The 22,913-nt window shown below is 64.4% G+C and carries 28 protein-coding genes and 1 pseudogene; 2 read left to right on the top strand and 27 right to left on the bottom strand.

The window, feature by feature from the left end; translation table 11 throughout:
* Positions 1 to 57: 57 nt before the first annotated feature.
* The 27 genes and pseudogenes from C722_RS24815 to C722_RS0110140 form a co-directional block, all read right to left on the bottom strand.
* Positions 58 to 707: pseudogene (locus C722_RS24815) on the bottom strand (hypothetical protein).
* A gap of 76 nt (positions 708 to 783) precedes the next feature.
* Entirely contained in the window at positions 784 to 1,044 is a 261-nt protein-coding gene (locus tag C722_RS0110265; RefSeq protein ID WP_003290203.1) for a hypothetical protein, read from the bottom strand.
* Between the two features lie 16 nt (positions 1,045 to 1,060).
* Positions 1,061 to 1,468: a hypothetical protein gene (locus tag C722_RS0110260; protein WP_017640413.1), complete on the bottom strand. Its 408-nt coding sequence runs from the start codon at positions 1,466 to 1,468 to the stop codon at positions 1,061 to 1,063.
* Between the two features lie 96 nt (positions 1,469 to 1,564).
* The gene (locus C722_RS0110255; protein ID WP_026083767.1) at positions 1,565 to 1,897 is read right to left on the bottom strand and encodes a hypothetical protein; all 333 of its coding nucleotides are present in this window, start codon (positions 1,895 to 1,897) and stop codon (positions 1,565 to 1,567) included.
* A gap of 95 nt (positions 1,898 to 1,992) precedes the next feature.
* Positions 1,993 to 2,682 (bottom strand): DUF3275 family protein, encoded by a 690-nt coding sequence (locus C722_RS0110250; protein WP_017640411.1) that lies wholly within the window; start codon positions 2,680 to 2,682, stop codon positions 1,993 to 1,995.
* Between the two features lie 57 nt (positions 2,683 to 2,739).
* Positions 2,740 to 3,657: a DUF3577 domain-containing protein gene (locus C722_RS0110245; protein WP_017640410.1), complete on the bottom strand. Its 918-nt coding sequence runs from the start codon at positions 3,655 to 3,657 to the stop codon at positions 2,740 to 2,742.
* A gap of 364 nt (positions 3,658 to 4,021) precedes the next feature.
* Positions 4,022 to 4,375, bottom strand: coding sequence for a DUF3085 domain-containing protein (locus C722_RS0110240; protein WP_017640409.1), 354 nt, complete (start codon positions 4,373 to 4,375; stop codon positions 4,022 to 4,024).
* 78 nt (positions 4,376 to 4,453) lie between these two features.
* A complete protein-coding gene (locus tag C722_RS0110235) occupies positions 4,454 to 4,657 on the bottom strand; it encodes a hypothetical protein (protein WP_017640408.1) in 204 nt (67 codons plus the stop codon).
* Positions 4,654 to 5,466 (bottom strand): hypothetical protein, encoded by an 813-nt coding sequence (locus tag C722_RS0110230; RefSeq protein WP_017640407.1) that lies wholly within the window; start codon positions 5,464 to 5,466, stop codon positions 4,654 to 4,656. The genes C722_RS0110235 and C722_RS0110230 overlap by 4 nt, the downstream gene beginning before the upstream one ends.
* 286 nt (positions 5,467 to 5,752) lie before the next feature.
* Positions 5,753 to 6,031, bottom strand: a complete 279-nt coding sequence (locus C722_RS0110225) for a hypothetical protein (protein ID WP_003290191.1) — start codon at positions 6,029 to 6,031, stop codon at positions 5,753 to 5,755.
* Between the two features lie 97 nt (positions 6,032 to 6,128).
* Positions 6,129 to 6,866 (bottom strand): hypothetical protein, encoded by a 738-nt coding sequence (locus C722_RS0110220; RefSeq protein ID WP_011489289.1) that lies wholly within the window; start codon positions 6,864 to 6,866, stop codon positions 6,129 to 6,131.
* A 79-nt stretch (positions 6,867 to 6,945) separates the two neighbouring features.
* Entirely contained in the window at positions 6,946 to 7,632 is a 687-nt protein-coding gene (locus C722_RS0110215; RefSeq protein WP_017640406.1) for a hypothetical protein, read from the bottom strand.
* Positions 7,633 to 7,804: 172 nt separating this feature from the next.
* Positions 7,805 to 8,197 (bottom strand): hypothetical protein, encoded by a 393-nt coding sequence (locus tag C722_RS0110210; RefSeq protein WP_003290188.1) that lies wholly within the window; start codon positions 8,195 to 8,197, stop codon positions 7,805 to 7,807.
* Between the two features lie 21 nt (positions 8,198 to 8,218).
* Positions 8,219 to 8,431 carry a hypothetical protein gene (locus C722_RS0110205; RefSeq protein ID WP_017640405.1) on the bottom strand — a complete coding sequence of 71 codons (213 nt, stop codon included), beginning with the start codon at positions 8,429 to 8,431 and terminating at the stop codon, positions 8,219 to 8,221.
* Between the two features lie 332 nt (positions 8,432 to 8,763).
* Positions 8,764 to 9,321 carry a hypothetical protein gene (locus C722_RS0110200; protein ID WP_017640404.1) on the bottom strand — a complete coding sequence of 186 codons (558 nt, stop codon included), beginning with the start codon at positions 9,319 to 9,321 and terminating at the stop codon, positions 8,764 to 8,766.
* Positions 9,322 to 9,566: 245 nt separating this feature from the next.
* Positions 9,567 to 11,177, bottom strand: a complete 1,611-nt coding sequence (locus C722_RS0110195) for a DNA cytosine methyltransferase (RefSeq protein ID WP_017640403.1) — start codon at positions 11,175 to 11,177, stop codon at positions 9,567 to 9,569.
* Positions 11,178 to 11,714: 537 nt separating this feature from the next.
* Positions 11,715 to 13,727 carry a DNA topoisomerase III gene (locus C722_RS0110190; RefSeq protein ID WP_017640402.1) on the bottom strand — a complete coding sequence of 671 codons (2,013 nt, stop codon included), beginning with the start codon at positions 13,725 to 13,727 and terminating at the stop codon, positions 11,715 to 11,717.
* Between the two features lie 273 nt (positions 13,728 to 14,000).
* A complete protein-coding gene (locus C722_RS0110185) occupies positions 14,001 to 14,453 on the bottom strand; it encodes a single-stranded DNA-binding protein (RefSeq protein ID WP_017640401.1) in 453 nt (150 codons plus the stop codon).
* A gap of 73 nt (positions 14,454 to 14,526) precedes the next feature.
* Complete coding sequence (locus tag C722_RS0110180; RefSeq protein ID WP_026083766.1) at positions 14,527 to 15,054, bottom strand: DUF3158 family protein; 528 nt, start codon at positions 15,052 to 15,054, stop codon at positions 14,527 to 14,529.
* The gene (locus C722_RS0110175; RefSeq protein WP_017640399.1) at positions 15,051 to 15,833 is read right to left on the bottom strand and encodes a PFL_4669 family integrating conjugative element protein; all 783 of its coding nucleotides are present in this window, start codon (positions 15,831 to 15,833) and stop codon (positions 15,051 to 15,053) included. The genes C722_RS0110180 and C722_RS0110175 overlap by 4 nt, the downstream gene beginning before the upstream one ends.
* Before the next feature lie 315 nt (positions 15,834 to 16,148).
* Positions 16,149 to 17,411, bottom strand: coding sequence for an STY4528 family pathogenicity island replication protein (locus tag C722_RS0110170; RefSeq protein WP_017640398.1), 1,263 nt, complete (start codon positions 17,409 to 17,411; stop codon positions 16,149 to 16,151).
* A 2-nt stretch (positions 17,412 to 17,413) separates the two neighbouring features.
* Positions 17,414 to 17,974 carry a DUF2857 domain-containing protein gene (locus C722_RS0110165; RefSeq protein ID WP_003821054.1) on the bottom strand — a complete coding sequence of 187 codons (561 nt, stop codon included), beginning with the start codon at positions 17,972 to 17,974 and terminating at the stop codon, positions 17,414 to 17,416.
* A 15-nt stretch (positions 17,975 to 17,989) separates the two neighbouring features.
* Positions 17,990 to 19,627, bottom strand: coding sequence for a ParB family protein (locus tag C722_RS0110160; RefSeq protein WP_017640397.1), 1,638 nt, complete (start codon positions 19,625 to 19,627; stop codon positions 17,990 to 17,992).
* Positions 19,620 to 19,868, bottom strand: a complete 249-nt coding sequence (locus C722_RS0110155; RefSeq protein WP_003821044.1) for a hypothetical protein — start codon at positions 19,866 to 19,868, stop codon at positions 19,620 to 19,622. The genes C722_RS0110160 and C722_RS0110155 overlap by 8 nt, the downstream gene beginning before the upstream one ends.
* On the bottom strand, positions 19,852 to 20,727 hold the full coding sequence (locus C722_RS0110150; RefSeq protein WP_017640396.1) for a ParA family protein: 876 nt from the start codon (positions 20,725 to 20,727) through the stop codon (positions 19,852 to 19,854). The genes C722_RS0110155 and C722_RS0110150 overlap by 17 nt, the downstream gene beginning before the upstream one ends.
* A 42-nt stretch (positions 20,728 to 20,769) precedes the next feature.
* Positions 20,770 to 20,982, bottom strand: coding sequence for an AlpA family transcriptional regulator (locus C722_RS0110145; RefSeq protein WP_003821041.1), 213 nt, complete (start codon positions 20,980 to 20,982; stop codon positions 20,770 to 20,772).
* A 118-nt stretch (positions 20,983 to 21,100) separates the two neighbouring features.
* Positions 21,101 to 21,847, bottom strand: a complete 747-nt coding sequence (locus C722_RS0110140; RefSeq protein WP_003821040.1) for a hypothetical protein — start codon at positions 21,845 to 21,847, stop codon at positions 21,101 to 21,103.
* Between the two features lie 27 nt (positions 21,848 to 21,874).
* On the opposite strand from C722_RS0110140, the gene C722_RS26180 reads away from it, so the two are divergent.
* The gene (locus tag C722_RS26180) at positions 21,875 to 22,015 is read left to right on the top strand and encodes a hypothetical protein (protein WP_017640395.1); all 141 of its coding nucleotides are present in this window, start codon (positions 21,875 to 21,877) and stop codon (positions 22,013 to 22,015) included.
* A 300-nt stretch (positions 22,016 to 22,315) separates the two neighbouring features.
* Positions 22,316 to 22,636 (top strand): transposase, encoded by a 321-nt coding sequence (locus C722_RS25725; RefSeq protein ID WP_071577144.1) that lies wholly within the window; start codon positions 22,316 to 22,318, stop codon positions 22,634 to 22,636.
* Positions 22,637 to 22,913 lie beyond the last annotated feature (277 nt).

Below are 22,913 nucleotides of genomic sequence, written 5' to 3'. Positions count from 1 at the left end.
TCCTGGTTGGCGGGGATGAAAGGCGGAAGCACGCAGAGGCGTGCTTCCGCGGGTGGGTCAAGCCGCTACCGCTTCCGGCGTCCAAATCTTGGCCGGAAAGGATAGGCGGTGAGTACGTCACTGCGGATCAAGGAGCCCAGCGCCAGGGTCAGCGCCGGCACGTCGATGGCGAGCCGATGACCTTCCAGTGGCCCGAGGGCGAACGGAAGGCGGGCCAGCATCTCGCGGGTTTGCAGCAGTTCCAGCACGGTCTCGCGCCAGTGATCGAGCAGCGGCAACGGGCAGGTGTCCCGCACCAGCGTCCACATGCGGTCAAGCCGGTGGGCGTTGCCGCGTGGCAGCAGTGCGAGCGCGCTGGCGTTGGCCTTGTCGGGCTTCACGCAGCGGCGATCGAACAGCCACACGTTGGAGAGCGATCCGAACAGCGTTCGTCGGTAGGCGCGAGTCATGCGCTTTTCCAGACGATCGACGTTGCCGATGAACACCGGGACGCTGCCGCCCTGGTCGGTGATGACGTGGAACTGGTCCAGTTCCTGCTCGTCGCGCCCGAGGGTCAGGCGAGCGAGGAACTGCTGGACGGCGGTGTCCCGCGCCCAGATCGAGAGGAAGACGAGGTTGCCTTGGTCATCGCCGACGCAAGCGTCGGCCATCACGTCGGAGCATTCGTCGATGCGGTAAAGCGTGGTGGAAGAAGTGTCTGCGGGCATGGTGGTGTCCTCGGATGAACGGGAACAGCACCGCCCGCTGGGGCAAGTACTGCCCCAAGGGGTGGAAGAAAACCGCTCAGTCCGGCTCGAACTGCCGGGTGTGCGGGTTGAAGTGAAGTGCCTCGTCCACCGCGGTAATCGGCGTGAAGCCGTCCAGGTAGATGTTGTTGAGGTACTGGTCGCGGTAGGTCAGTGCCCGCCGCGCCTGATCCTCGGTGAGGCCGTCGCTGATGAAGTACGCCAGCATTTCCTCGTCGGAAGAAACTTCGTCGTTGGACAGACTCCCTTCGACGAGCTTCAACAACGCGGGCGGGAGCGCAGCCAGGATCGGGTCCATGTCGGTTCCTCCTGGCTCAGACCAACAGCGCTGCGGCGGGTGCCGTGGAAGCCGTCGGTGTGCGCCGCTGCGCGTGGTGGGCGCGAACGCCTGCACGCCATTCGGCGGACTGCTCCGGTGCGAGATCCAGATAGGACAGCGGGCACGAGTAGTAGTACGGGTGCATGGACTCTTCCAGCGGCTTGTAACCCCACTGGCTTCCACTGCGTTCAAGCAGATCGCAGCGGATGTAGCGCAGGGATTGACCCGGTGCGAGATCACGATGCACGCCTTCGACCTTGGCCGTCACTTCCGCGACGGACCAGAGGACGTTGCCACGCAGCGCGTGGGCGATGACCTTGACGCTGGCGCGCTCGGTCTCCTGCGGTGTGATCAGTTCCGCGATCAGTTCAGATCGCGATTGGGGGGAGAAATACCTGCCCATGAAAGGCCTCCTGAAAAGTGGAGCCGGAGGCCTCCCCGCGGGGGAGAACCCCCAGCGGGTGATGGAATGCCGCGTTAGCAGCGATGAAGTCGCGTGTCAGTACTCAAGATCACCGCAACCGGCCGGGCAGCAATCCCGATCGATGCCGTGCATGCAAATGCCGTTTTCGGCATTCCAGTCCTGAGTCTCATGCCTTTCGGCGGGTGTTGCGTAGTCCCCGTATTCCTCTGCTATCTGCAGGGCATATGCCTGCTGATGCTCGGGTAACCGATGTACTTGCGCGTCAACTTCTGAACTGAACCGTTCCACGTACCAGTCGTGAGACTGTCCGCAGCCATGGATGGCTTGCTTGGCAGCCGTCTCGCAGACAGCCCGCCACGCGGTTTCATCCAGTGCGGAACGGTGGGTATCTGAAGCGATGTTGGACATGATGGAGACCTCCAAAGAAAAGGCCGGGGTCTCCCCCGCATGGGGAAAGAACCCCGGCGGGTGGATGAAGAACACCGCGGATGCGGCGTCCGCGATCACGCAGGTTGCAGTTCGGCCTGGCGGCCCCACTCCTGCGTCTTGAAGTCCAGCGCGTAGCCAAGTTCGCCCAGGCGGACGATCTGCGCGCGCAGGGTGAGGCGGTCGATGGTCGAATCCAGTTTCACGGACTCTCCCAGCGGCCAGAGCAGCCTGAACAGTGCGGCGTCGCCATCTTCGGTGCTGCCGGGGGCAGCAGCCACAGCGGGCGTCGGCGCATCCATGCCGAAAGGCGTGGTATCGACCAGCGGGTCCGCGGACGCCTGCACGGATGCGGGCTTGGCGGGCCTGGATGCCTTGGTGGGCTTGGCCGGCGTTGCCGCAGGCTGCGCCCCCAGTTCTTCATCGAGCGGATCAATATCCTGGGTTGAAAAGCCGCGAATATCCTCGCGGCTCAGTTTGTCAACGCCGAAGAGCGTCATGCCATCGAGGTTGCAACGAATCTCGAACTTGATACCGCCCCGCATGGGGATCGGATTCGGAAAGATGTAGCGGATCACGAACTCCCCGTCGTACTTGCCTTCAGGGTATTGCTCCAGTTCCGCGTCCTTCACCGCGAAGTTTCCGATAGGGGTGACGAGGTAGCCGACGCAGAACGGACCATTGCGGCCGTGGATTGTGCGGATCGAAAGCTGGCCCGATACGACGATGGGTGGGACTGACCTTGCGGATGCCGATGTGGCTGTCATGATGGTTCTCCTTGGGGAGCAGGGAAAAGGCAGGGCCCCGTGAGGGGCCATGCCGGATCAGAACGAAGCAGCCAATGCCGGCTCCTGCTCTTCGGCTTCACCTGCGGGCTCGCGCTCGGCGGACTCGATAAGCTGGTCGGTAGCGGTGTCGGCAGCAACCTCGGCTTCGGGCGCGGATGCGTCCTCGGCCTGCGGCGCCTCGGCTTGCGCCTGGCTCGTCGGATAGACCTGGGTGCCGTCGATCTTGATGAGACCGATGTGGACCAGCGTCGATTCCAGGCTCGCTCCCGGTTCCCCGGCGCGCTCGCCCTTGGTGCGGATGTACGGATCGATCTTCATGTCGTTCAGACGGAAGGCGATCAGCACCTTGCGGTCCCCTTCGATGGCCTGCACGCATCGGCGAACCAGATGCTCGGCTTCAGGGGTGGAGACGATGGTGTCGATGTACCGATAGTCCGGCTCATCGACGGGGCCGGCCAGTGCGGCGATCGAGCACGACAGGAAGGGGTCGCCATCCTTCGGGGTGACGTCCTTCGGACGGTTGAGGTAGCCGATGCCGTGGGTGACCAGTTCATGCTTCTCGATCGAGGCCAGTTCGGCCTGGTCGATCAGCTCGGCCTTGAGCAGTCGCGCCTTGAGGGACGCGGCGGCCTGGCCTTTCTGCTCACCCTTGTCGCGGATGTACGCATCGCCCCACAGATCGCCGAGGCGGAAACGCACCAGCGGGCGCTGCTTGGGATCGTCAACGCCGATGTAGCGCTGAACGAGCTTCTTGGCCTCGGCACCCGAGACCTTGACGTCGAAGTAGCGGTAGCTGGGGTCCTTAGCGGAGCCGACCAACGCGGCGATGGTGCATGCCAGGAAGGGCTGCGCACGGCGGCCGCCCCGGACGGGAACCTCGCGGGCACGTTGGACATAGCCGATGCCCGAGGTGTGGAGGTCGAAATATGATTTCTCGTTGGAAGTGGTGTTCATGGTGAATCTCCATTGGAAGAAGCGGAGACACACCAGGCCCACACATGCGGGGAAAGGTGCGTAACCCCGCGGTGGGTTGATAAGGCGAAAGCATCCGCCACCAGAGACTGGTGGCCGCTCGCGGACGGATGCGGTGCGAGCTGGCTCGGTCACACAGTGGAAACTGCGCCGCAACCTCGAAGACCGATGGTTGCCTGGCATGTCGCTGACAACGTCAGCAGGCATGGGGTCAGCATGGCCGGGCCTCGCGCGCGCGACAGCAATCAATCGGCATCCGGGTGTTTCCCTTTGCCCGTGCCGCCCGGCGCTGCCAAAAAGAAAGCCCCCAAACGGGGGCTGCGAGGGCCGAGCGGTGAATGCCGCGTCAGGCGGGAGGTACCACTTCCAAGGACAGATGCGTGTCAGAAGCGAAGAGCATCAGGTCATCCGTGCTGTGCAGAATGCAAGTAAAGACGCTATCGGCCGGATCGAAGAACTCGGCAAAGTCGTCGGCACCTAGCATATGCTTGGCCAGGTACCACCAACCCTCGAATGGATCGGAATCCGGGTTGCAGCCGACGGCATATGCTAGAAGCTTCATTCGGCCATCGGGATAGCGCTCCCCGCGCTCGGCGAGGAAGTACACGCCCTGATCCTTGGCGAGGACGACGCGGCATTGGTTGGCGACGGCCTCGGCCAGCACGGGGCGAAGGTCGGAACCTTTGAATCGCAGTGACATAGTTGAAATCTCCTGTATGGATAAGAAAAAAGGCCCTCCATCCAAATGGATGGAAGGCCTGTGGGGTAGGCTGCTCACTCAGCCGTAATACCGCTGGGCTTCCTGAGATGGAACGAAGCGCGCGTTGCGACCAGTGGAGATCGGAAGCTGCAAGCGCCCGGTCTCTTCCGTCGAGAAGCGCGTCGCCGGGCCGAACTCGTTGGACCAGAAGCCAGCGCGGTCGCTGATGGCCGACGCTTTGGGCGAATACACCACCCAGCAGCCGTTTGCCTTGGACGTCATGCCGGCACCGCCTGGCGCCGCTTGGTGGCCTTGGTGTCGATCACACTCACGTCGATCAGGCGCCAGCGCCCGTCGTCGATAAGCCGCTCCAGCACTTCACCGAGCATGTCGAAATACACCTCGTCGTGCCGATCGACCAGCTCACCGTCGTGGCGCAGCTCCACCACGTAGGTGTCGCCGCCGCGGTCGTAGAGGATCGTCACCTGGCCCTCGAACTTCGCGGTCGAAACCGTGAAGCTGATCGCCGGAGGCGTTTCGATGATCTTGGACGGCGTGGGATCGACCCAGGTGAAGTCGCGGGCGCCCGCATCGACCAGCATGTGGGTGATGCGACGGAACCCGTCTGGCGCCGGCATTTCCTCCAACTGCTGGATGAGCTGGCCCAGTTCCATGCACTGCGGCTCGGGGATGGGCAGCTTGGCAGGCGCGGAGCCGAGGATGTGCTTGGTGATGGTGTAGGGAACACCGTCCGCGGTCTTCTCGGTGATCACCTCCGGGGTGTCCGCGCGCAGGCCGTCGAAGCGGCGGCGGGCATACGGTTGGACATGCACCTTGGCGCCTTCGCTGGGAACGGTAGTCACCAGGTCGGGATCGAGCACCGCAAACTCGCTGGGCTTGAGCTTGACGACAATGGCGTCGTCGTTGGCCGAGACAACCTTGCCGTCGAAGGGCTTGGGGTCTATGGCGAAGCCAAGCGTCGAGGACTGCGGCTGATCATCGAACACGCGGTACTTGAACGACCGCACGTTGCGAGGCACATGGCCTGCGACAAGCGAAGGCATCATGGATTTGATGAGGGTACGATCCATGGGAATCTCCTTGAGGAAGAACAAGGGATTCCCGCCCGCAAGGGAGAGATCCCTTGTGGGTGGCGTGGATGGACGCGGAACGTCCGATAAGAAAAAAGACCAGCACGGTTTCCCGCACTTGCAGCCTTGAAGGTCTCGGCTGCCTGGGCATGTGTCGGCAACGCCGACGAACATGGGGCAAGAATGGCCCTGGGCCGCGCTACCCGCCCGCATGAAACGGCACTGCGCCGCGCCCAGTTTCCTGCGCTACGGGCAAGAAAAAGCCCCTCGAAAGGGGCTGGATGGATCAGGCTTCGTACACGAAATAGTGTTCGCGCTGACGTGGAAAGAACACGTGCTTCCACGTGTCGCCGCTGGTGTTGCCACCGTCGAAGACGACCATTTCGTAGTCGTCAATGTCGCTGTCCACCAGGTCGGCGCTGGCGATATGGCGCATGTGTAGCATGCCTCTCGTGCGCTCGAATACCAGGATCTGGCCGATGGCGTCGTCCTGGCTCATGGCGTTGACGCAGGCTCCGAGCTGGTGCTCGAAGTCGGGTGCATGCGAGATGAGGTCGGGGAACATGAGGTTGCTCCTATGAAAATGGATCAGCCCAGCTCCGGGTGGGAGACGGGCTGACATGGGGAAGAACAAAGAGGAAGAATGGTGCGTGGCGCGACTGCTAGGACTCGGCCAGCGGCAAGCCCAGTAGCGCGGGCGCATCAGCGTCGAGGATGAGAATGCGCACATCGGCCTGGCCAGCCAGTTCAAGGATGTTCGCCAGGTCGTCCGGCATGCCCTTGTTCCGGTGCTCTTGTCGAAGCTGCTCCGCGCCGATGCCCTCGGCATGCTCCAGGTTCTGGTCCGTCCAGGGCGTGGAAATCAGCTTGACGCCGATCGCCGGGCTGTACGGAACCCGGAAGGCGATGAACAGAAAGGCCTCCGGCGTGGCGAGGTCTGCCAGGTTGGCGAGGTACTGGCCGGTTTTCCGGCTGATGTGCGCGCTGCTGATTTCCCAGCATCGGCTGTAATAGCCGGTCTCGAAACTCAACCGCTGCACCACGTCTCGCGCGGCTTCGGCCGAATAGGTGTCACCGACGTGGATCGGGCGGCCGTCGAAGTCGTCCCCGTGAATGGCATAGACCACGGCACCAACTACGCCTTCGCCGCTGACGCCTTCAACAGCATTGCATTCGGCCATCAGTTCGGCGCTGACAGGTTCAGTGCCATTCCTGACCACCGCGAACTCGCTGGTGACGATGCAGGGGGAAGAAACCAGTTCCTCATCGGAGAGATGCTGTTGGCTCACGTGGATGGCTCGCCAGACATGCGGGCTTCCGTCCTCGTAGCTGATGGACAGCGTGCGGACGATTTTCAGATTCCAGTAGCCGCGGACAAAGGGATTGGGATTTTGGGACATGGGATTTCTCCAGATTGAATAATGGAGCCAATCCCCGCCACCGGGAATTGGACCCGGTGGGTTGAAAAGAGAAAATGCGTCAGTCGGCACTGATCGTTGGCGTCTGGGCCAGCCGTTCGGCGATGCGATGGCGCACATTCAGGCGGAAATGCTCGTCGTTGATGCCCGCGAGCAGATTGGCGGCCTCCAGTGCGATCAACGCCGAGGCCTCTTCGATGTCGCTGGCCTTAATGGCTTTGCGCAGTTGGTCGCCGAGTTGGAGTGCCTGCGAGGACGTTCTGAAGACCTGGACCTCGCGGCTCAGGTAGCAGCCGCTGCCGCCGAACTCGAACAGCCTTGGCTTGCTGCAATACCAGCAGCCCTCGAACTGGATGGCGGTCAGGTCATGGCCGTCGTCGAAGCAGGTTGCGATCAGAAGTAAGGCCTCCAGATCGGCGCTGTCCTCGAACTGGTGTTGTTCGATCAGGTTCTGCAGTTCCTGATCCTGGTCGGCTCCGAAGTGCACGGCCAGCAGTTCGAGCAGTGGAGGAATCGACAAGCCTTCGTCGTCGGGCATGGGTATGCCGAGTTGCGCTGCGAGGTCTTCCAGACCGCCCAGCACATTTGACCATTGCGGATCATTGGTCTCGGCGATCCTGGCGATGTAGGCATGCCCGTTGCCGGGATAGCTTTCATCCAATGCGAAGACGCCGAACAGCGCCTGGATGACGGGGGTAACACGATCAAGCATGAGAACGCCCGTGCCCTCGTAGTAGTTGTTTGCCATGGTGGCTCCTTTCGAGAAGTGAGCGGAGCCAGCCCATGCGGACGGTGGCATCCGCAAGTAATAGCCCGAGGCCGTTGGCGCTGGGCGATGGCGAAGAAATTGAGGGACATGGCTTTGTGGGCGCATGTCCCTCTCGGGGGGAACGAAAAGCAGTGGTGCGCCGGGGACCGGCTCACCAGCCGTTGTAGTTCACCAGCAGGTCGGCGATGACCTTGCGGCGTTGCAGATCGAGACCGTCGAAGTCCGACAGTCCGTTGAAGTGGCAGCGCTTGAGCATGGCACCGCCCTCGCGCGCGTTGTAGAAGCTGACCATGGCGGACAGGAACATGCGTTCGCCGCTGCTCAGGACGCCGAGGGCATCGTTGAGCTGCAGCATGTTGGGACGCAGATCCCACTTGCTCTTGGCCTGGTTCAGACCTTCACGGGTGCCGTCACCGAACCATTCGGGGCCAGCGATCTCGACACCGCGCTTCCAGGCCTCGAAGAAGGCTTGGGGCGCGGCAGCGAAATGCTGTTCTTCCCGCATGATCTGATCGACAACTTCCCGGGGCAGTAGCTGGTTCATGACGTGATTCCTCCAGTTGGATCAGGGAATGGCGAGCTGGGACCAGCCGCCTCTTTCGAGGGCACGTTGAGCCGCGGCATAGCTGCGGAAGTACTCGCGGGATTCCCGCGAAACAGGGCCTTCGGTATCGCGCGTGCCGATGTAGTGACCGGCGGCGCTTTGCAGGACTTCGAGCGGCAGGAACTTGCCGCAGTAGGTCGAGGCTAATTCGCCAAAAGAGGCTTGCTGGGACATGGACGGGCTCCTTGGAAAAGCGGGGCCTTGTCCCTCACGGGATGGCAGCTCCCGCACGCGGTGGATAAAAAGCATCGACGTCACGGGGACGCGCGTCCGCAGACCTGATGCGATGCGGACTGGTGGGCAACGCGGGAGAGACCCGCGGCAGCCTGGAACCCTGGCTGCTGGCATGTGCTGACCGGAATCAGCGAACATGCGGGCAGCTTCGTGCGCGGGCCGTGCCGCGTCAGTTGGAAAACGGCATCCGGTCCAGCCCCGATTGCTGGGCTCGGAGAAAGAAAAAGCCCTGCACGAGTGCAGGGCTGTCAGGAGGGTGCGGTGGCGCTGGGTCAGTCGGGCTTGTCGCCCAGGACATGCTGCTTCCACAGGTCAAATGCCTGCTCGGGCGAAAGCTCGGCGAGGATGACGATGGGCTGGGCCTGCCTGGCGCGCAGCGAAGCGAAGTACGCCTTGCGGTCGGCGATGGCCTTGAGCTTGATGCCTTTGATGAACAGCAGTTTGCCGTCCTTGATGAACAGCACCTTGTTGCCGATGTCGCGGTTGAACGCGGCTCGCACCTTGCGTTCTGCGTGCATGGCATCGGCCAGTTCATCGACCAGGAAGTCGAGCGTCATGTCGATGTAGTGAGGGTCTTCACCCTCCTGGCCGAGGTCGAGCGGCGCAGGCGGCAGTCCCTTGGCGAAGGTTTCGGCCTGAGCCAGCAGCGCCGCCTTGCCATTGAGCGCGCGCAGGAACGTCGAGCCGCCGTGGCCGTCGTTGCGGGCCTCGGCGATGGGAGTACCGTCGAACACGACGGTGGCGCTGAAGCACATCGTTTCCTCGCTGGCAAAGTCGGCCACCTTGAGGTTCTTCAGCGTGATGCGGTCTTGCTTGGTGATGTTGTCCATGGGAAGTCCTGAAATCGACCGGGTGGCGACATGCCCCTGACGGGACGTGGCGGCCATCCCGTGGGTTGGAGAAAAAAGAGGCATCAATGCCCCGGTGGGCAGCGTTCGCCGGTGAGATGCCGAGGCGAACTGGCGGGTGGCGCGGTTGGAACCCGCGGCAGCCTTGACACCCTGGCTGCGGGCGGCTGCCGGTACATCGGCAGTGCAGGAGGAAGAATGGCGCGGGCCGCAGGCTGCGTCGCCGATCAATCCGAAGCGGTTGAGCCCGTCTTGTGTAGGCACTGCACCAGCCGCTGGCCCAGCCATGCCATGCACGGGACGGCCATGGAGTTGCCGATCGCCTTGTAGCGCGGCGCATCCGCGGCGGGCTTGCCGCGGTACGGGATCAGCGTGTAGTCGTCGGGCATGCCTTGCAGCCGCTCGCACTCCACGGGCATCAGCCGCCGCACGCGCCAATGCGACCAGTCGCCGGGGCCGGGGTCGTTCCAGTCGTAGCGGAAATGCGCCTCGAAGTCGGGGGTCAGCACATGGGGCTTGTCCGCGCCCCCGCCGCTGGTGCGCAGGGCGGCCGATACGTTGCCGCCCAACTCGGCGGCAAGACCCTGCTCCCGGCCGCGCAGGGACACGCAGGCCACCATCGGCACCCCGTAGCCCGGCTTGCCGTTGGACAGGACGGTGCAAGCGACCTGGCCATGACCTGACTCGAAGCGCACTTCACCGCGATTGTTCTGCGCGAAGGCAATCGCGGGCACGACACCCGCGTTCGCATGGCTGTTGCGGTGGCCGCCAGCGCGCAGCGTCGGCGTCAGGTCGAGCGTGGCATCGGCGCCGCTGCCCTGAGCGGTGAAGGCGATGATCGGAACTCCCTTGCCGGTGCCATCCTCGCTGCTGCCCTTGCCGTTGTTGGCGGTGTCGAGGGTGTGGGCGATGCTGCCAGCGACCGACTGCACCATGAACGTCTCGGTGCGAATGTCGTGCTTAGGGCCAGCGGCTATGAGGCATGCCGCCACATCGACGGGGCCAATGCCGCCGCTGAATCCGAACGTCGTCGTGACCTTGCCGTAGAACTGCTTCAGTCCTGCGAATCCTGCGAGGCCTGCGCCTGCTGATTCAGTACCCGGTCCAGCAGCGCTGGCAACTTCTTGCCACGGCGCGCGGCCCGCACAAGAATCCCCGAGCAGGCCTGCGCGCTCAAAAAGTACTTCTGCGGGATCGAGGTCATCTCCACCACTTGCCACAAGAAACACGCGCTTGCGGCGTTGGGCGACGCCGAAATATTGAGCGTCGAGCACGCGCCAGGCGATGCGGCGGCGGGGTCCAGACACACAACCAGCGTGCGCCCATTTTTCCCCTGGCGGCTGGAGCGCACGGCTTTCTCCGGCCAATGCGCCCAGGAAATGCCCGAAGGCATTGCTGCGGTCGTTGAGGACGCCTGGGACGTTTTCCCAGACGAGCGTTGCCGCCGGGCGGCGGTCTTGATGGCGGGTTTGGTCGATGGCATTTGCAAGCTCCACATAGGCAAGGGAAAGGGCTCCGCGCGGGTCATCCAGCCCGCGGCGGCTACCTGCAACGCTGAACGACTGGCACGGCGTGCCGCCGACCAGGATGTCGGGCGCCGGCACGGTGCCGGCACGCACCTGGCGGGCGATCGCGGTCATGCCGCCCAAATTGGGCACGCGGGGGTAACGGTGGGCGAGCACGGCGCTCGGGAACGGCTCGATCTCGGCAAACCATGCGGCTTCGAGGCCGAGGGGTTGCCAGGCGAGGCTCACGGCCTCGATGCCGCTGCACACGCTGCCGTACAGCAGTGGCGCGGGCTGGGGCGCACCGCGTGGGGTGCGAGGTTGCGGGTTCATGGCGTGTCTCCTGTTCGTGTGGCCCTGGACCGTTTGGCCGGGCCGGGACGTTGATCGGCAGGAGAAAGGCGCCGAAGGCCCAGCGGCCTTCGGCTCGGGAGGACAGAACCACCCGTGGGCTGATTGGCAGGCCCGGTCGTCGCTAGAACCGTCTGCTGTCAGCAATCGCACCCGGCGCATGTCGTGGTTGGCGCCGGTATCTTCTGGCGCACATCCGCGCACAAAAGGAGCCCAGTTTTTCGCCGTTGGGCACGGCATCGAATACCGCTGACCGTGAAGGGTCTCCGGGTGGCTCGCAGCCTGGCAAGCCATCGGGGGACCCTTCGCAGGGGCGGAAAAATGCAGATCAACAGAAGGCGCCGGGAAACCCCGAGCATGGTTCGCGGAGAAGCTACCTTCAGGTCCCGCAGCCGGGTACGGCTGGGCGGGACGCGCACACGGACAAGAGAAGGCGTTGCGCGCTGGGCATCCCGCAGGGCGTGCGGGACATTGGCCACGCCGCCGATGGCGGGCACGGCTCTCGGGAAACGGGGTCGGTCAAGAGCCTTTGCGGCCGCTACTGCGCGGGCGCGAGGCACCGCGCTTGGACGCGCCGGTTTCGACCGGCAGCGTGCCTTTGCAGTCGGGGTAGCGACTGCACGACCAGAAGGGGCCGGTCTTGCCGGTGCGTTGGCGCGTCGGTGCGCCGCACTGCGGACAAGCAGGCCCCTGGGGAACCTTGATGGACAGCGAGGTGCTGCCGTACTGCGCGATCAGTTGCGAAATCCATGCGGCCTGCTTGCCGATGAACACGTCCAGGGTGAGTTGTCCGGCCTCGATCATGTCGAGCGCCTGTTCCCACACGGCGGTGGTTCCGGGGTCGGCAATCGCCGCGGGTACGGCATCGATTAAGGTGAACGCCGCATCCGATGCGCGAATGGAGCGCCCCTTCTTCACGATGTAGCCGCGGGTGATCAGCCCGCTGATGATGTTGGCCCGTGTCGCCTCGGTGCCGATGCCGACCGTATCCTTGAGCTTCTGCTTCAGGCGCGGGTCTGTCACCAGCTTGGCGACCCCCTTCATGGATTTGACCAGTTCGCCTTGCGTGTAGGGCTTGGGCGGCATCGTCTTGAGCGCCTTGATCTCGGCCTCGGCCACCTGGCACGCCATGCCCTGGCGCAGCGCGGGGAGTACCTGGCTGCGCGCGGTGGTTTCCCTGTCCTCGTCCGCTTGCGGCTCGGCCAGCACCAGGCGCCAACCCTGGGCGGCCACCTGCTTTCCGGTGGCCACCAGCTTCTGCTGGCCGCAGGACAGCTCGGCGATCGTGCGGTCGAACTCGTGGTGAGGGAGGAACTGCGCCAGGTAGTGCGCGCGGATCAGCCGGTACACCGCCAGTTCCTTCTCGCTCATGGCCGAGAGGTTCGCGGGTTCCAAGGTGGGAATGATGCCGTGGTGCGCCGTCACTTTGCCGTCGTTCCAGGCGCGCGAGCGCTGGGAGCGGTCGAGCTGGTCCATGATCGGGCGCAGCGAAGGATCGGTCTTGAGCAGACTGTCGAGAACCGTGGGCACCTCGGCGAACATGCTTTCGGGCAGGTAACCGGAATCCGAACGCGGGTACGTCGTGGCCTTGTGGGTCTCGTACAGGGCCTGGGCGATCTCCAGCGTCTCTTGAACATCCAGCCCAAGCTGCTTGGAACAAACCTCCTGGAGCGTTCCCAGGTCGAACAGCAGCGGCGGGCCTTCGCGCACGCGCTCGGTTTCGACCGACACCACCTGGGCAGCACCTGCGGCGCGGATCTGCTGCGCGGCCTGCTGGGCGATGGGCTGGTGCAAGCAGCGGCCGGCGTCGTCGGTGCAGCCATCGGGCGGAACCCACTGCGCGCTGAAAGCCTGACCGCCCGCGGACAGGGACACGTCGATGGCCCAGAACGGCACCGACTTGAAGGCCGCGATCTCGCGGTCGCGGTCCACGACGAGCTTGAGCGTCGGCGTCTGGACGCGCCCGACCGAGAGCACGCCGTCATAGCCCGCCTGCCGCCCGAGCACGGTGAACAACCGGCTGAGGTTCATGCCCACCAGCCAGTCGGCGCGTGAGCGCGCCAGCGCCGAGTAGTACATCGGCAGCGTGTCGGACGATGGCCGCAGCTTGCCGAGCGCGGTGCGGATGGACGCATCGTTGAGCGCGGACAGCCACAGGCGTTCAATGGAACCGCGGTAGCCGCACAGGTCGATGATCTCGCGGGCGATCAGCTCGCCCTCGCGGTCGGCATCGGTGGCGATGACCAGATGGGTCGCCTTTGCCAGAAGCGCCTTGACGACCTTGAATTGCGTGGCAGTCTTCGGTTTGACCTCGACCCGCCATTGCTGGGGAATGATGGGCAACTGCTCCAGCGACCAGCGCTTGAGGGCCGCGTCATAGACCTCGGGGGTTGCCGCTTCCACGAGATGGCCGATGCACCAGGTGACGGTGACGCCGGAGCCGCTGAGACAGCCTTCACCGCGCTGCGTCGCGCCGAAAATCCGGCCTATGTCCTTGCCCTGGGAGGGCTTCTCGCACAAAAACAGCCGCATGTCCGTCCATCCGAATTCCGTGGTTCATGGAGTTGCTGGAATCGAGGATGCCGAGCGCCACCAGGGGCAGCAGCAAACAAGCCGCATGCGGTGGCGACCACTTTCACGGGGTGGGATGGCTGGGAGGGGAGTAGCGTGCGGCCGGGGGTACGTGGGCCGGGAGTCGCGATTTTCGGGGGCGCGTGGAAGTTGGTGGACGTTGATGGAGCTATCCCCTGGGGATAGCTCGCGAGGGCATGGGGCGACGGACAACCGCCGCCGCCCCATGTCGGGTCACTTCCTGCGCTTCGGCTCCTTCGGCGCGGTCGGTTCCTGGGCGGGCTGGGGTTTCGGCTGCACGTCCTGTGCGGTCTCCTGCTGCCTGGGGCTGAGGGTCACGGACTCGATGCGGAACGGCAGGATGCCGACGCTGCGCGCGTTGATCTGCCAGGTCTCGCGCGGCTGATCCTCGTTGTCCGTCCAGGGTTCGCGCTCCATGCGGCCGACGACCAGCACGCGCATGCCTTTCTGGTACAGGTCCTTCCAGTGCGCGGCGTCGCGGTGCCAGATTTCCACCGGCGCCCAGAAACCGCCGCGGTCCTCGAAGTCGCCGCCCTTGGTGGGGACGGGGTTGTCGAAATAAACGTTCAGCCGCAATAAGCGCCGCGGCTCGTCGTTGCCGTTGGGGAATTCGCGGTACTCCGGTGGCGAGCCGATGTTGCCCTCGCCAGAAAAATGCGTGCTCATGGTGTGATCTCCGTGGTGGTTGAAATACCCGCACCTGGTCGGCGTCGGGCGCGTGCTGGGATACCTGGCGCAATCACCGATCGCGCATGGCGGCGGGAATGGACTTGAGCCGGCGCAGGTAGGCGCCTTCCGCCTCGGCCGCCTTGCTGGCGCACTCCTGCGCCTGCCTGCCCAAGGTGTGCAACAGGCTGATCTGCATGTTCAGCGTGATGCGCTGAAGCTCGATCGCGTGCAGGTCTGCCAGCAGGTTGACCGGCGTGCTGGTGCTGGCCATCAGCTCCTGCCACAGGGCCACGCCCATGGCCGACCTGTCGTGCTTGCGCCAGCGCAAAAACGCCGTGCCTGCGCCAGTGGTCTGCAGGGCCAGTTCGATGGGCAGCAGGTGGAAGGGATGCCCGGCGGCCTGTGGCAGCACCTGTCGCTGCGCCAAGCCAATCAACTCGTCGCGCATGGCGAAGCACTGGCTGGCCCAGGCCTCCAAGTCCCCTTTACCTTTAAAGGGCTTTAAAAGGCCTTTTAGAGAGGCGGCGTGTTCCAGCCGCATGAAGGCGGTCTGTTGCAGCGGACGGAAGTAGCGGGTGTCGCAGTTCGGGTCGCTCATGCCTGCGCGTCCTCGCCCGCAGTGGTCTCGGGTGCCTCGGTGGTGGTGGCCTCGTCGGTGGGGGCATCGGCTGCGGCAGGAGCCTCACCGCGCTGCTGCAGGCCACGGCGCACGATGGGCGGCGCGAACTTCGAGCGGCGCGTGCCTTCCAGCACGTCCTGCGGCAGCTCGCCGAACTTCTCCAGCGCCGCGCGTGCTGCTGCGTTCTTCTCCGCGAAGTCGTCGCGGGTGCAGCCCGAATAGCGGTACTGCTGGGCCAACGAGAACAGGCTGCGCAGTGCATGCGCGCCTTCGTTGAGCCAGCGTTCGAGCGTCGAGCGATCGATCAGCGCGGTGTGGTGCGCGAGGATCAGCTTGCGGGCGATATCGTCGTAGTCGGCGAGCAGGTACACGGCGGCAAAGCCGAGCTGCGCATTGACGAACAGCGGCAGCTTGACCGGCTGGACGTTGAGATTTTCGCCCAGGGTGAGTGCCGGCGGCACGCTCGCCAGGGCCTGGTCCACCTGTTCGCGCAGCGATTGCAGCGTGGCCTTGGTCTGGTCGAGCTTGTCCTCGATGCGGAGCATCCAGAAGTCGCTGTACGGGTCGTCCTGCTCCGAGCCGCGCCGCATCTTGTTCATCTGGGCGATGTAGCCGTTCAGGCCGACGATGCCCGGTCGCCCTTCGGCGGCGGCGCGGCCGTGCCAGATGCGCGAGGCGTGGTGCGTGTGCAGCGTCAGCGACATCGCGCTGCGCAAGGAGCCGAGATTCAGTTGCAGGGGTTCGTTGGTGGTTGCCATGGTGTCCGCTCGTTGTTGGAAAAGAGCGGACAGCTTCGGCAGGTAGCGGAAGGCAGTCAGTCAACAAACCGAAACCCGCCCGTCCCCGGTTCACGGCGCGGTGGGTGCATGCGTCGCGAGCTATCCCCTGGGGATAGCGCCATGGAGCGCCAAGGAACGCTGCACACCCGGATCAGCGCGAACAAGGCCGATCCCGCTGCAGGCGATCGAGGCCTGGCGTGCAGCGGTTCGACGTGTAGCCGTCAGTGGAACTATCCCCAGGGGATAGCTCTACTGGAAGCCACCGGCATCCACTTCACCACCTTGCAGGCCCGCTCACTTGCTGGCGAGCAGGTTGCGCAGCCGCTCGATGTGCTGCCTGGCGACTTCTGGCGGCACAGGCTTGCCCTGCGGCTGGGATGGTGGCGGTGCTGGTGGTAGCGGCCGCTCGTTCGGCGCAACGGGCGCCGATGGCGCGTCCTTCTTGGCCCAGGCGTTGAACTCGCCATGGATGGCCCGCTGGATGATGCCGAACAGATACCCTGCAGGATTGCGGATGCCATGGTTGCTGCATCGTGCAGCCCATTCGTCCAGCACGGCCTGCCTCAGCGCAGCATCGACCTGCTGTAGTGCCACCCTCGCACCTGTCTGCTGCTCTGCCTTCAGTTCCGCGAAGCGTTTGGGCCATTGCAGGTCGCCCAGCGCGCGCGCATGCGCTTGTGCCTGCGCGGTAGTACGTACTTCATTAATACGACTACTACGTACTGTACGGGCCTGCTTCGGATTCCGAAGAGAGGCCTCTGGCGCGGGTTTCGACCCTGCTTCGTATTCCGAAGTGGGATCGTCAGGATTCCGAAGAAGGCTCGTCGCCCCTTCTTCGGATTCGTGCGTGGCGTCCTCCTGTGGATAACTTTCGTGCGCCCCGACGCCCTGGCTGGCGAGGCGTTCGGCCAGGACTTGCAGCCTCGATGGCAGGGTGCGCCCGGCCAGCATCGGGTCTTCGCCGATTTCCTTGAGGGTGTGCAGGCCTACGATCTGCACGGCTTTGGCCGAATGGCCGAGAGCCTGGCTGACGAGTTGCAGGTAGTCCGGGTCGAGCTGCATCGCTTCAAAGGGGGTCAGCGGCTCGTCGTGCAGGACATAGAGGTTGCCGAGGATGCGGCCGGTCTTGGCGTCGCGCCGTCGCCGCACCAGGCTCAGCCATCGAGTCAGCCGCAGCAGCGTCAGTGCTCGCGCCACGGTTTCGTGCGAGGCTTGCCCGGCGCAGGGCATCGACGCCAGCCAGGGCCGAAGCTGTTCATACGTCGGGAACGCCGTCACGCCATCGTCGTTGAGCATCAGCCGGAAGACCTGCCAGGCATTGCGCTCCAGCGGCGTCAGGCGACGGTCGAGGAACAGCCGTCGCGGTACGGTCTCGTGCCGGTTGCCGCTGAACAGGAAGGCATCGCCAGACGCCGGACCAGTGGGCATCGCGACAGGTGTAGGTGTGGGCGGGGGCGCGTCGGCGTTGGGCTTGGGCACAAGGTCTTTCAGCGCAGCGTCGAACAGGTCTGCGAGTGCGATGGGGCCACGACGTGGTGCGGTGTCGTCCACGGCCATGGTTACCCCAATCCTTGATCGACCCAGCTCTTGATCGAAGCCCAGACCACCGACAGAGGCAGCGACATGCCTTCGGCGAGGTCCATGGCGGCATCGAGGATGGAGGTTTCGTCTTCGAGATCGACGTTCCTGCTGCTGGTCACGGCCTTCCATTGCCGCCACAGCTCCGTGTCCTGCTTCTCGTCCAGCACGGGATGGCGACCCTTGCGCTTGGGCAGGCCGAGGATTTCGCGGCGAAGCGCCACTTCCTGGTGGGTCAGGCCGTAGAAGCGGCTGACCATTTCGGTGCTCGCGCCGAGGCGCAGCATGCGATCGACCGTGGCGATCTCCTTCTCCACATCCTGCGCCTGCCTGAGCAGACGCCGGAGCACTTCGCGGTTGACCGTCACCGAGCACCACGAGACGTTGGCGTTGGCCAGCACGCTGATCAGCGCGGGATGCTTGAGGGCGTCCAGCTCTTCCTCGCCAAACCCCATCAGCTTGCAGCGGCGCAGTTGCCCATTGCGCAGGTCATAGAGGGCCTGGGCGATGACGGCCTGGTTGAGTGGGTGTGGTGCGGACATGCTGGTCTCCCTCGGTCACGTTCCAGGGTCCGCAGCGCCGGCGTCCAGGTCGAGCAGACGGCGGGCCAGCCGCAGCAGCCGGAACAGCTTGACCAGTGCGGTGTCGCTCAGGCGCCGGGTTGCGTCGCCTTGTCCGTGCAGCAACGCCGACAGGTCGATGACGAATTGCCTGTTATCCAAGCCGACGTCGGCGAGCTGCTGACCGGCCATGCATGCCAGCAGCGCCAGGACGGCACGGCCCAGCGGCTCCAGGTCTTGGGCGTGGGCACGGCAGGCGAAACCGATGCCGTCTGGACGGTCATCGATGCACTCGTCCAGGCGAGCCTCGCCCGCGATCTCGCGGGCGAACTGCGCGACGTGGATGCGCAGGCGCTCGGGCGTGTCCAGGCTCGCGTCGATGTGCCAGACGTCGGAAATCGGGTAGAGACCGCCTGCTTGGACGGGAATGGACTGCAAGACGTTGGCCGAGAAATCGGGCAGCGCATCCCCCAGCTCGTCGGCGACCATCCGCTGAATGGATTGCAGCCGCTCCGTCGTCGGTGCAGGCGAAACGATGTGCCCCTGCAGCCGATCACCAGGAGCAGCCATGGGGCTTCCTGCGGGTGAGCCGTCCGACCCTGAGCCGCCCTCGCGCTCGCGCGACCCAGGTGTGGCTGCCGGCGTCGGGGCCGATGGGGCCGGCGCCGCGGGCGGGCGTGCCATGGTGTCAGGCTCAGGCAGCGTGGGCGGTGCCGTTGGTGGGGTCGGATCGCTGACCAGGGCGCGATGGCGGCTTTCGGATTCGGTGAGGTCGAGCGCCAGTACGTCGTAGTCGATGCCGAGCAGTTCGGACATTTGGCCGATCAGCTCGTCCTGCACGCGCTGGGGGGCGAACTCGTCGGCCTGCGTGTCGAACTGCGACAGCACCTCCTGAAAGAAGTCATCGAAGTCCTGTACCAGTAGTGTGCGGCCTTTGGCGTAGCGCTCCCACGCGAGCATGCAGGCCTTGCGCATGACCGACAGGCGTTCGACCTGGTGGCGGCCGAGCCCGCCATAGAGCACGGTCGGGATCGCCGGCAGGAGGTAGCGCACCGCGTCGTTCATCCGGCTGATGTGCGACTGCTGGACCGGGAAACCATCGGCGGCGAGGCGGCGTGCCAGTTCGGACTGGCTCAGGGCGGCGCCGCTTTCCTGCTCGTAGAACTCGCGCGCCTTCTCGACGCCGAGGGCGCGCTCGATGAACGTCAGGCCTCCACGCAATTCGTTCTCGGCCAGGTGGCCGGTCAGCATGACGACTTCGCCGCGGCTAGGCCACGGCCGGAACAGGCACGATATGCGAAAGAACCGCTCGTCCTTGGTCTCCGACCACAGTTCGCGCAGGATCGCTAGGCGCGTGTTGCCGCCGTTGCGAATGATGTAGTGGTCCTCGCCCGGGCGCCGGGTGATCGCCGGGGCTGCGTCCAGGCCGCGCTCGCGGATGGACGCCTTGATGTCCTCGTAGGCCGGGTTGCGCTTCTTCCTGGGATCGTGGTCGTAGGGGCGCAACTGGTCCAGGGTCACGACCATGGGCGTGTCGGCGATCGGGTCGCTCAAGGCCGAGGTGGACGGGCCGCTGCGCTCGAACCCGGCCGCGAGCAGCTTGCCGGCCATCTGCTGGGAGGTCATTTCAGCCATGGCGGCCTCCCTGCACTGGGGACCGGGCCTCGCGCTCGGCGCGGCGGATTTGCGCGCGGGCGTTGAGGGCGGCCCGGTGGTCACTGGCCGTCGAACTGGTGTAGATCGCGGCGCAGCCGGCCTTGGTGAATTTGAGGTGGCCGCCCGGCGTGCGCTTGACGTGCCAGCCCTCGCCGACGGCGAATTCGATCAGGGCGCGCAGCCGCTTATGGCCTCGGGCCAGTTCATGTGCGCTCGCCATGGGGCCTCCCGGTATCCAGAGGAAATGGCGGGCGGCCGGACACCGTGGCAAATCGGTGCTGCCATTGCGGGAACAGTTCGCCGGCGAGGCCGCGGATGGTGTCGAGTGCGGCGGGGGCGACTCTGCCCGGTGGCTGGCGGTATTCGACCCGATGCACTGGCAGGCCGCGCGTCGCGGCGCGCGGATAGGCTTCGATGGCCGGCACGTCGGTGGTCAGCACGCGGATGCCGGCGTGGTCCTGGAACAGTTCGCGCAAGGCCTGTTGGATCAGCCGGGCGTTCGCCGACACCGGGTGGACCCGGTTGATGAGCAGATGCAGCGGCGGCGGCTCGATGCCCAGGTGCCGGTACGGAGCGATGTCCTCCAGCAACTGCATGGTGCCGCGCCGCAGTTCGCGGGCGGCGAGGATTTCCGGGGTCACGGGTGACAGCGCGAGATCGGAAGCGAGCACCGCCATCTCCAGCGTCACCGAACGCGCGCCCTGGGTGTCGATCAGCACCAGGTCGTAGAGAGGAGCCAGCATGGGCAGCAGGTGCCGCAGCCGCAGGCGCCCATCCGGCGCGTGCAGCAACAAGGTGCTCAGCTCGCCCCGGTGGTCGTTGGACAGCACCAGGTCCAGGCCCGTAATGATCGTGCGGGACACGAGCTGGCCGAGGTCGCGCTCGTTGAAGGCCAGCAGCTCATAGATGCCACCAGGCGCACGGTGTCCCAGTTCGTAGTAGGACGACAAGGTGGGCTGCACGTCGAGATCGAGCAGCAGCACGCGCAGCCCCGCGTCGGCGACGAGCCCGCCCAGGTTCGCGGCAGTGGTGGTCTTGCCGACGCCACCTTTCGTTGAAATGATGGATACAACCTGCATGGCGTTCTCCGTGTGAGGATGGAAGGTCCGCGGGAGAATGGGTCAGGCCCGGTTGTTGACGCGCTCGGCGATCCACTGATCGATTTCGATGGAATCCCAGCCGACGGCGCGCACACCCAGGCGCAGCGCCTTGGGGAACTTGCCCGCGCGCATCAGGTTGTAGAGGTGGGCGCGCTTGAAGCCGGACTTCGATTCGACTTCTTCCAGGCGCAGGATGCGGCGCTCGTTGGGCGGCAGAACAGGTGTTTGCGACATGGCGGTCACTCCTGAACGCTCAGTGGCGTTTGTTGGCGTGACCTCTATTCAATAGACATGGCTACGGAAAGACATTGCAAATGCAATCTCCGCGACTGCACATACAAGCTGGCAATCCTCAGAGGGTGGCGCTATGCAGCCGGCGTCTGGCCGTGGCGAACTTGCCGTTCAACGTCCGCTCGGCGATCCCCATGACGCCATGGTGATGGGCGACCAATGCGCTTACGACAGCCTCTTGCGTTTTGAAGCTGGAGTACGGTGTGCCCGAGGGCGATTGGCCGAGCATCAGCTCCAATATGCCGCCGATGATGTTCAGGTAGGTGGCTTCGGCCCGATCACTGATTGGGTACTGCGCGCAGGCCGGGATGATTTTGGACTGTTTGAGCAGTGCGTCGTGCTTGTCTTGCAGCTCGCGGAGTTGGCGCTTGGACTGCTCCAGGGCAGATTTGAGGGCCAAGCGCTCGACCAGCATGGCCTGCCCGGTTTCCAGAGAGATGGAGGGATGGGCGATGCGCTCGCTGCGCGAGAAGAGAAAGCCGGGGCGCTGTTCGGGGTAGTGCTGGCGCATCCAACGCTTCAGATCGACGTGACGGACAGTGAGATCAGGGGAGTCGATCAGCGCGGTGTCGTGCGTCGTGATGCCGTTCCTCCCGAAAGGAAGTTCCGCATTGAGGATGCCATCGTAGATGCGTTCGGTATACAGCCTCAGCTCACCCCAACGTGGGCAATCCAACGACTGTGGCAGGTTCCTTGACGACGAGACCGAAGTGAGGATGACATGCTCAAACCGCAGAAGCCCAGCCCACCGGAGGGAGGCTTCGATCGGACGATAGAACACCTTCGATGCTGGTGCATTGTGGTTCATGCTCCCATCTCCTTCCAGGAGAACTACATGGCCGACTCCTTTGGCGCCAACCTCATGGCCGGGCAGTTGTCTGTGGATGAAGCGAGTCCCGAGTCTCGCTTCTCCATGAGCCGCGAGCACTTTTCAGTAGCTCAAGTCAGTGGTAGCCGCCATGTGCTCAATGTGTAAGAATCCGTGAGTGGTAGGTTGATCGGTCCTGTCGCTGATCAACACGAAGAATGGCGCTCACACTGGCAGCGTCATGCGTTACCGCAATCTCATCAAGAGCAATTTGTCATGGTGTGATACCCCTGCGGTTTCACAGGGCGCAATAGGCGCGCAGTGGCTTCTAGATGCCAAGGCAGGCGTACTGATCCCGAGCCTGTCATGCGTTCCCAGGTATCCTGATATACCGATAAAGAATCGCGCATCCAGTCCCAGTGACTAGCGTATGGGTTCTTCCCGCGCAACTCGCGCAGACGGGTATGGGTGGTCGCTTCTGCAGCGAGCCGGTGTGCCGAACAGCCCAGGCACGGCGAGAGCCATGCAGTCCAACCTTGGTCGCCGGGAGGCGCTAACGACGACAGGCGTCTGCCGCCAGACAACAACCGCGTCGAGAGGCAAATTCGTCCAGTGGCACTTCAAAGGGCGAACCAGTTGTTCGTCGGTAGCTTGCGTGCCGGTCAGCGCGCTGTTTCGGTGATGAGCCTGGTGCGCTCGGCTCGGCCCAACGGGCATGACCTCTATGCGGACTTGCGTGACGTGCTCGAATGCCTTTCGACGCAGCTAGCCAAGCATATGGAAAGGTGATCATTGGTGAGTTCGAGACCACCGTAGCCGGCGATGAACGAGGTGTGGGGACGATGCGCTGAGGAGGTGTCCTTGGACCTTACTGGAAGTTTCTGGACGAACTTGTTGCCGAGGGTGAAAAATGAGGCTACAATTAAGGTCTTCGCTAGTCAAGCCAGCGAAGAAAGTGATTGGGAAACAACGGCTTACGGTCTTAGTAAACGTCTCGTTTCCCGCTCCAAATACAGTCCGGTTGCCTTTGGGCGGGCGGATGCAGGGTGAAAGGCCTTGCGGAAAG

The sequence above is a fragment of the Pseudomonas sp. 313 genome, from assembly GCF_000316965.1.
Lineage (GTDB): Bacteria > Pseudomonadota > Gammaproteobacteria > Pseudomonadales > Pseudomonadaceae > Chryseomonas > Chryseomonas benzopyrenica.
The sequence above is the reverse complement of the archived record's forward strand: the minus strand, read 5'-3'. Positions and strand labels throughout refer to the sequence as shown.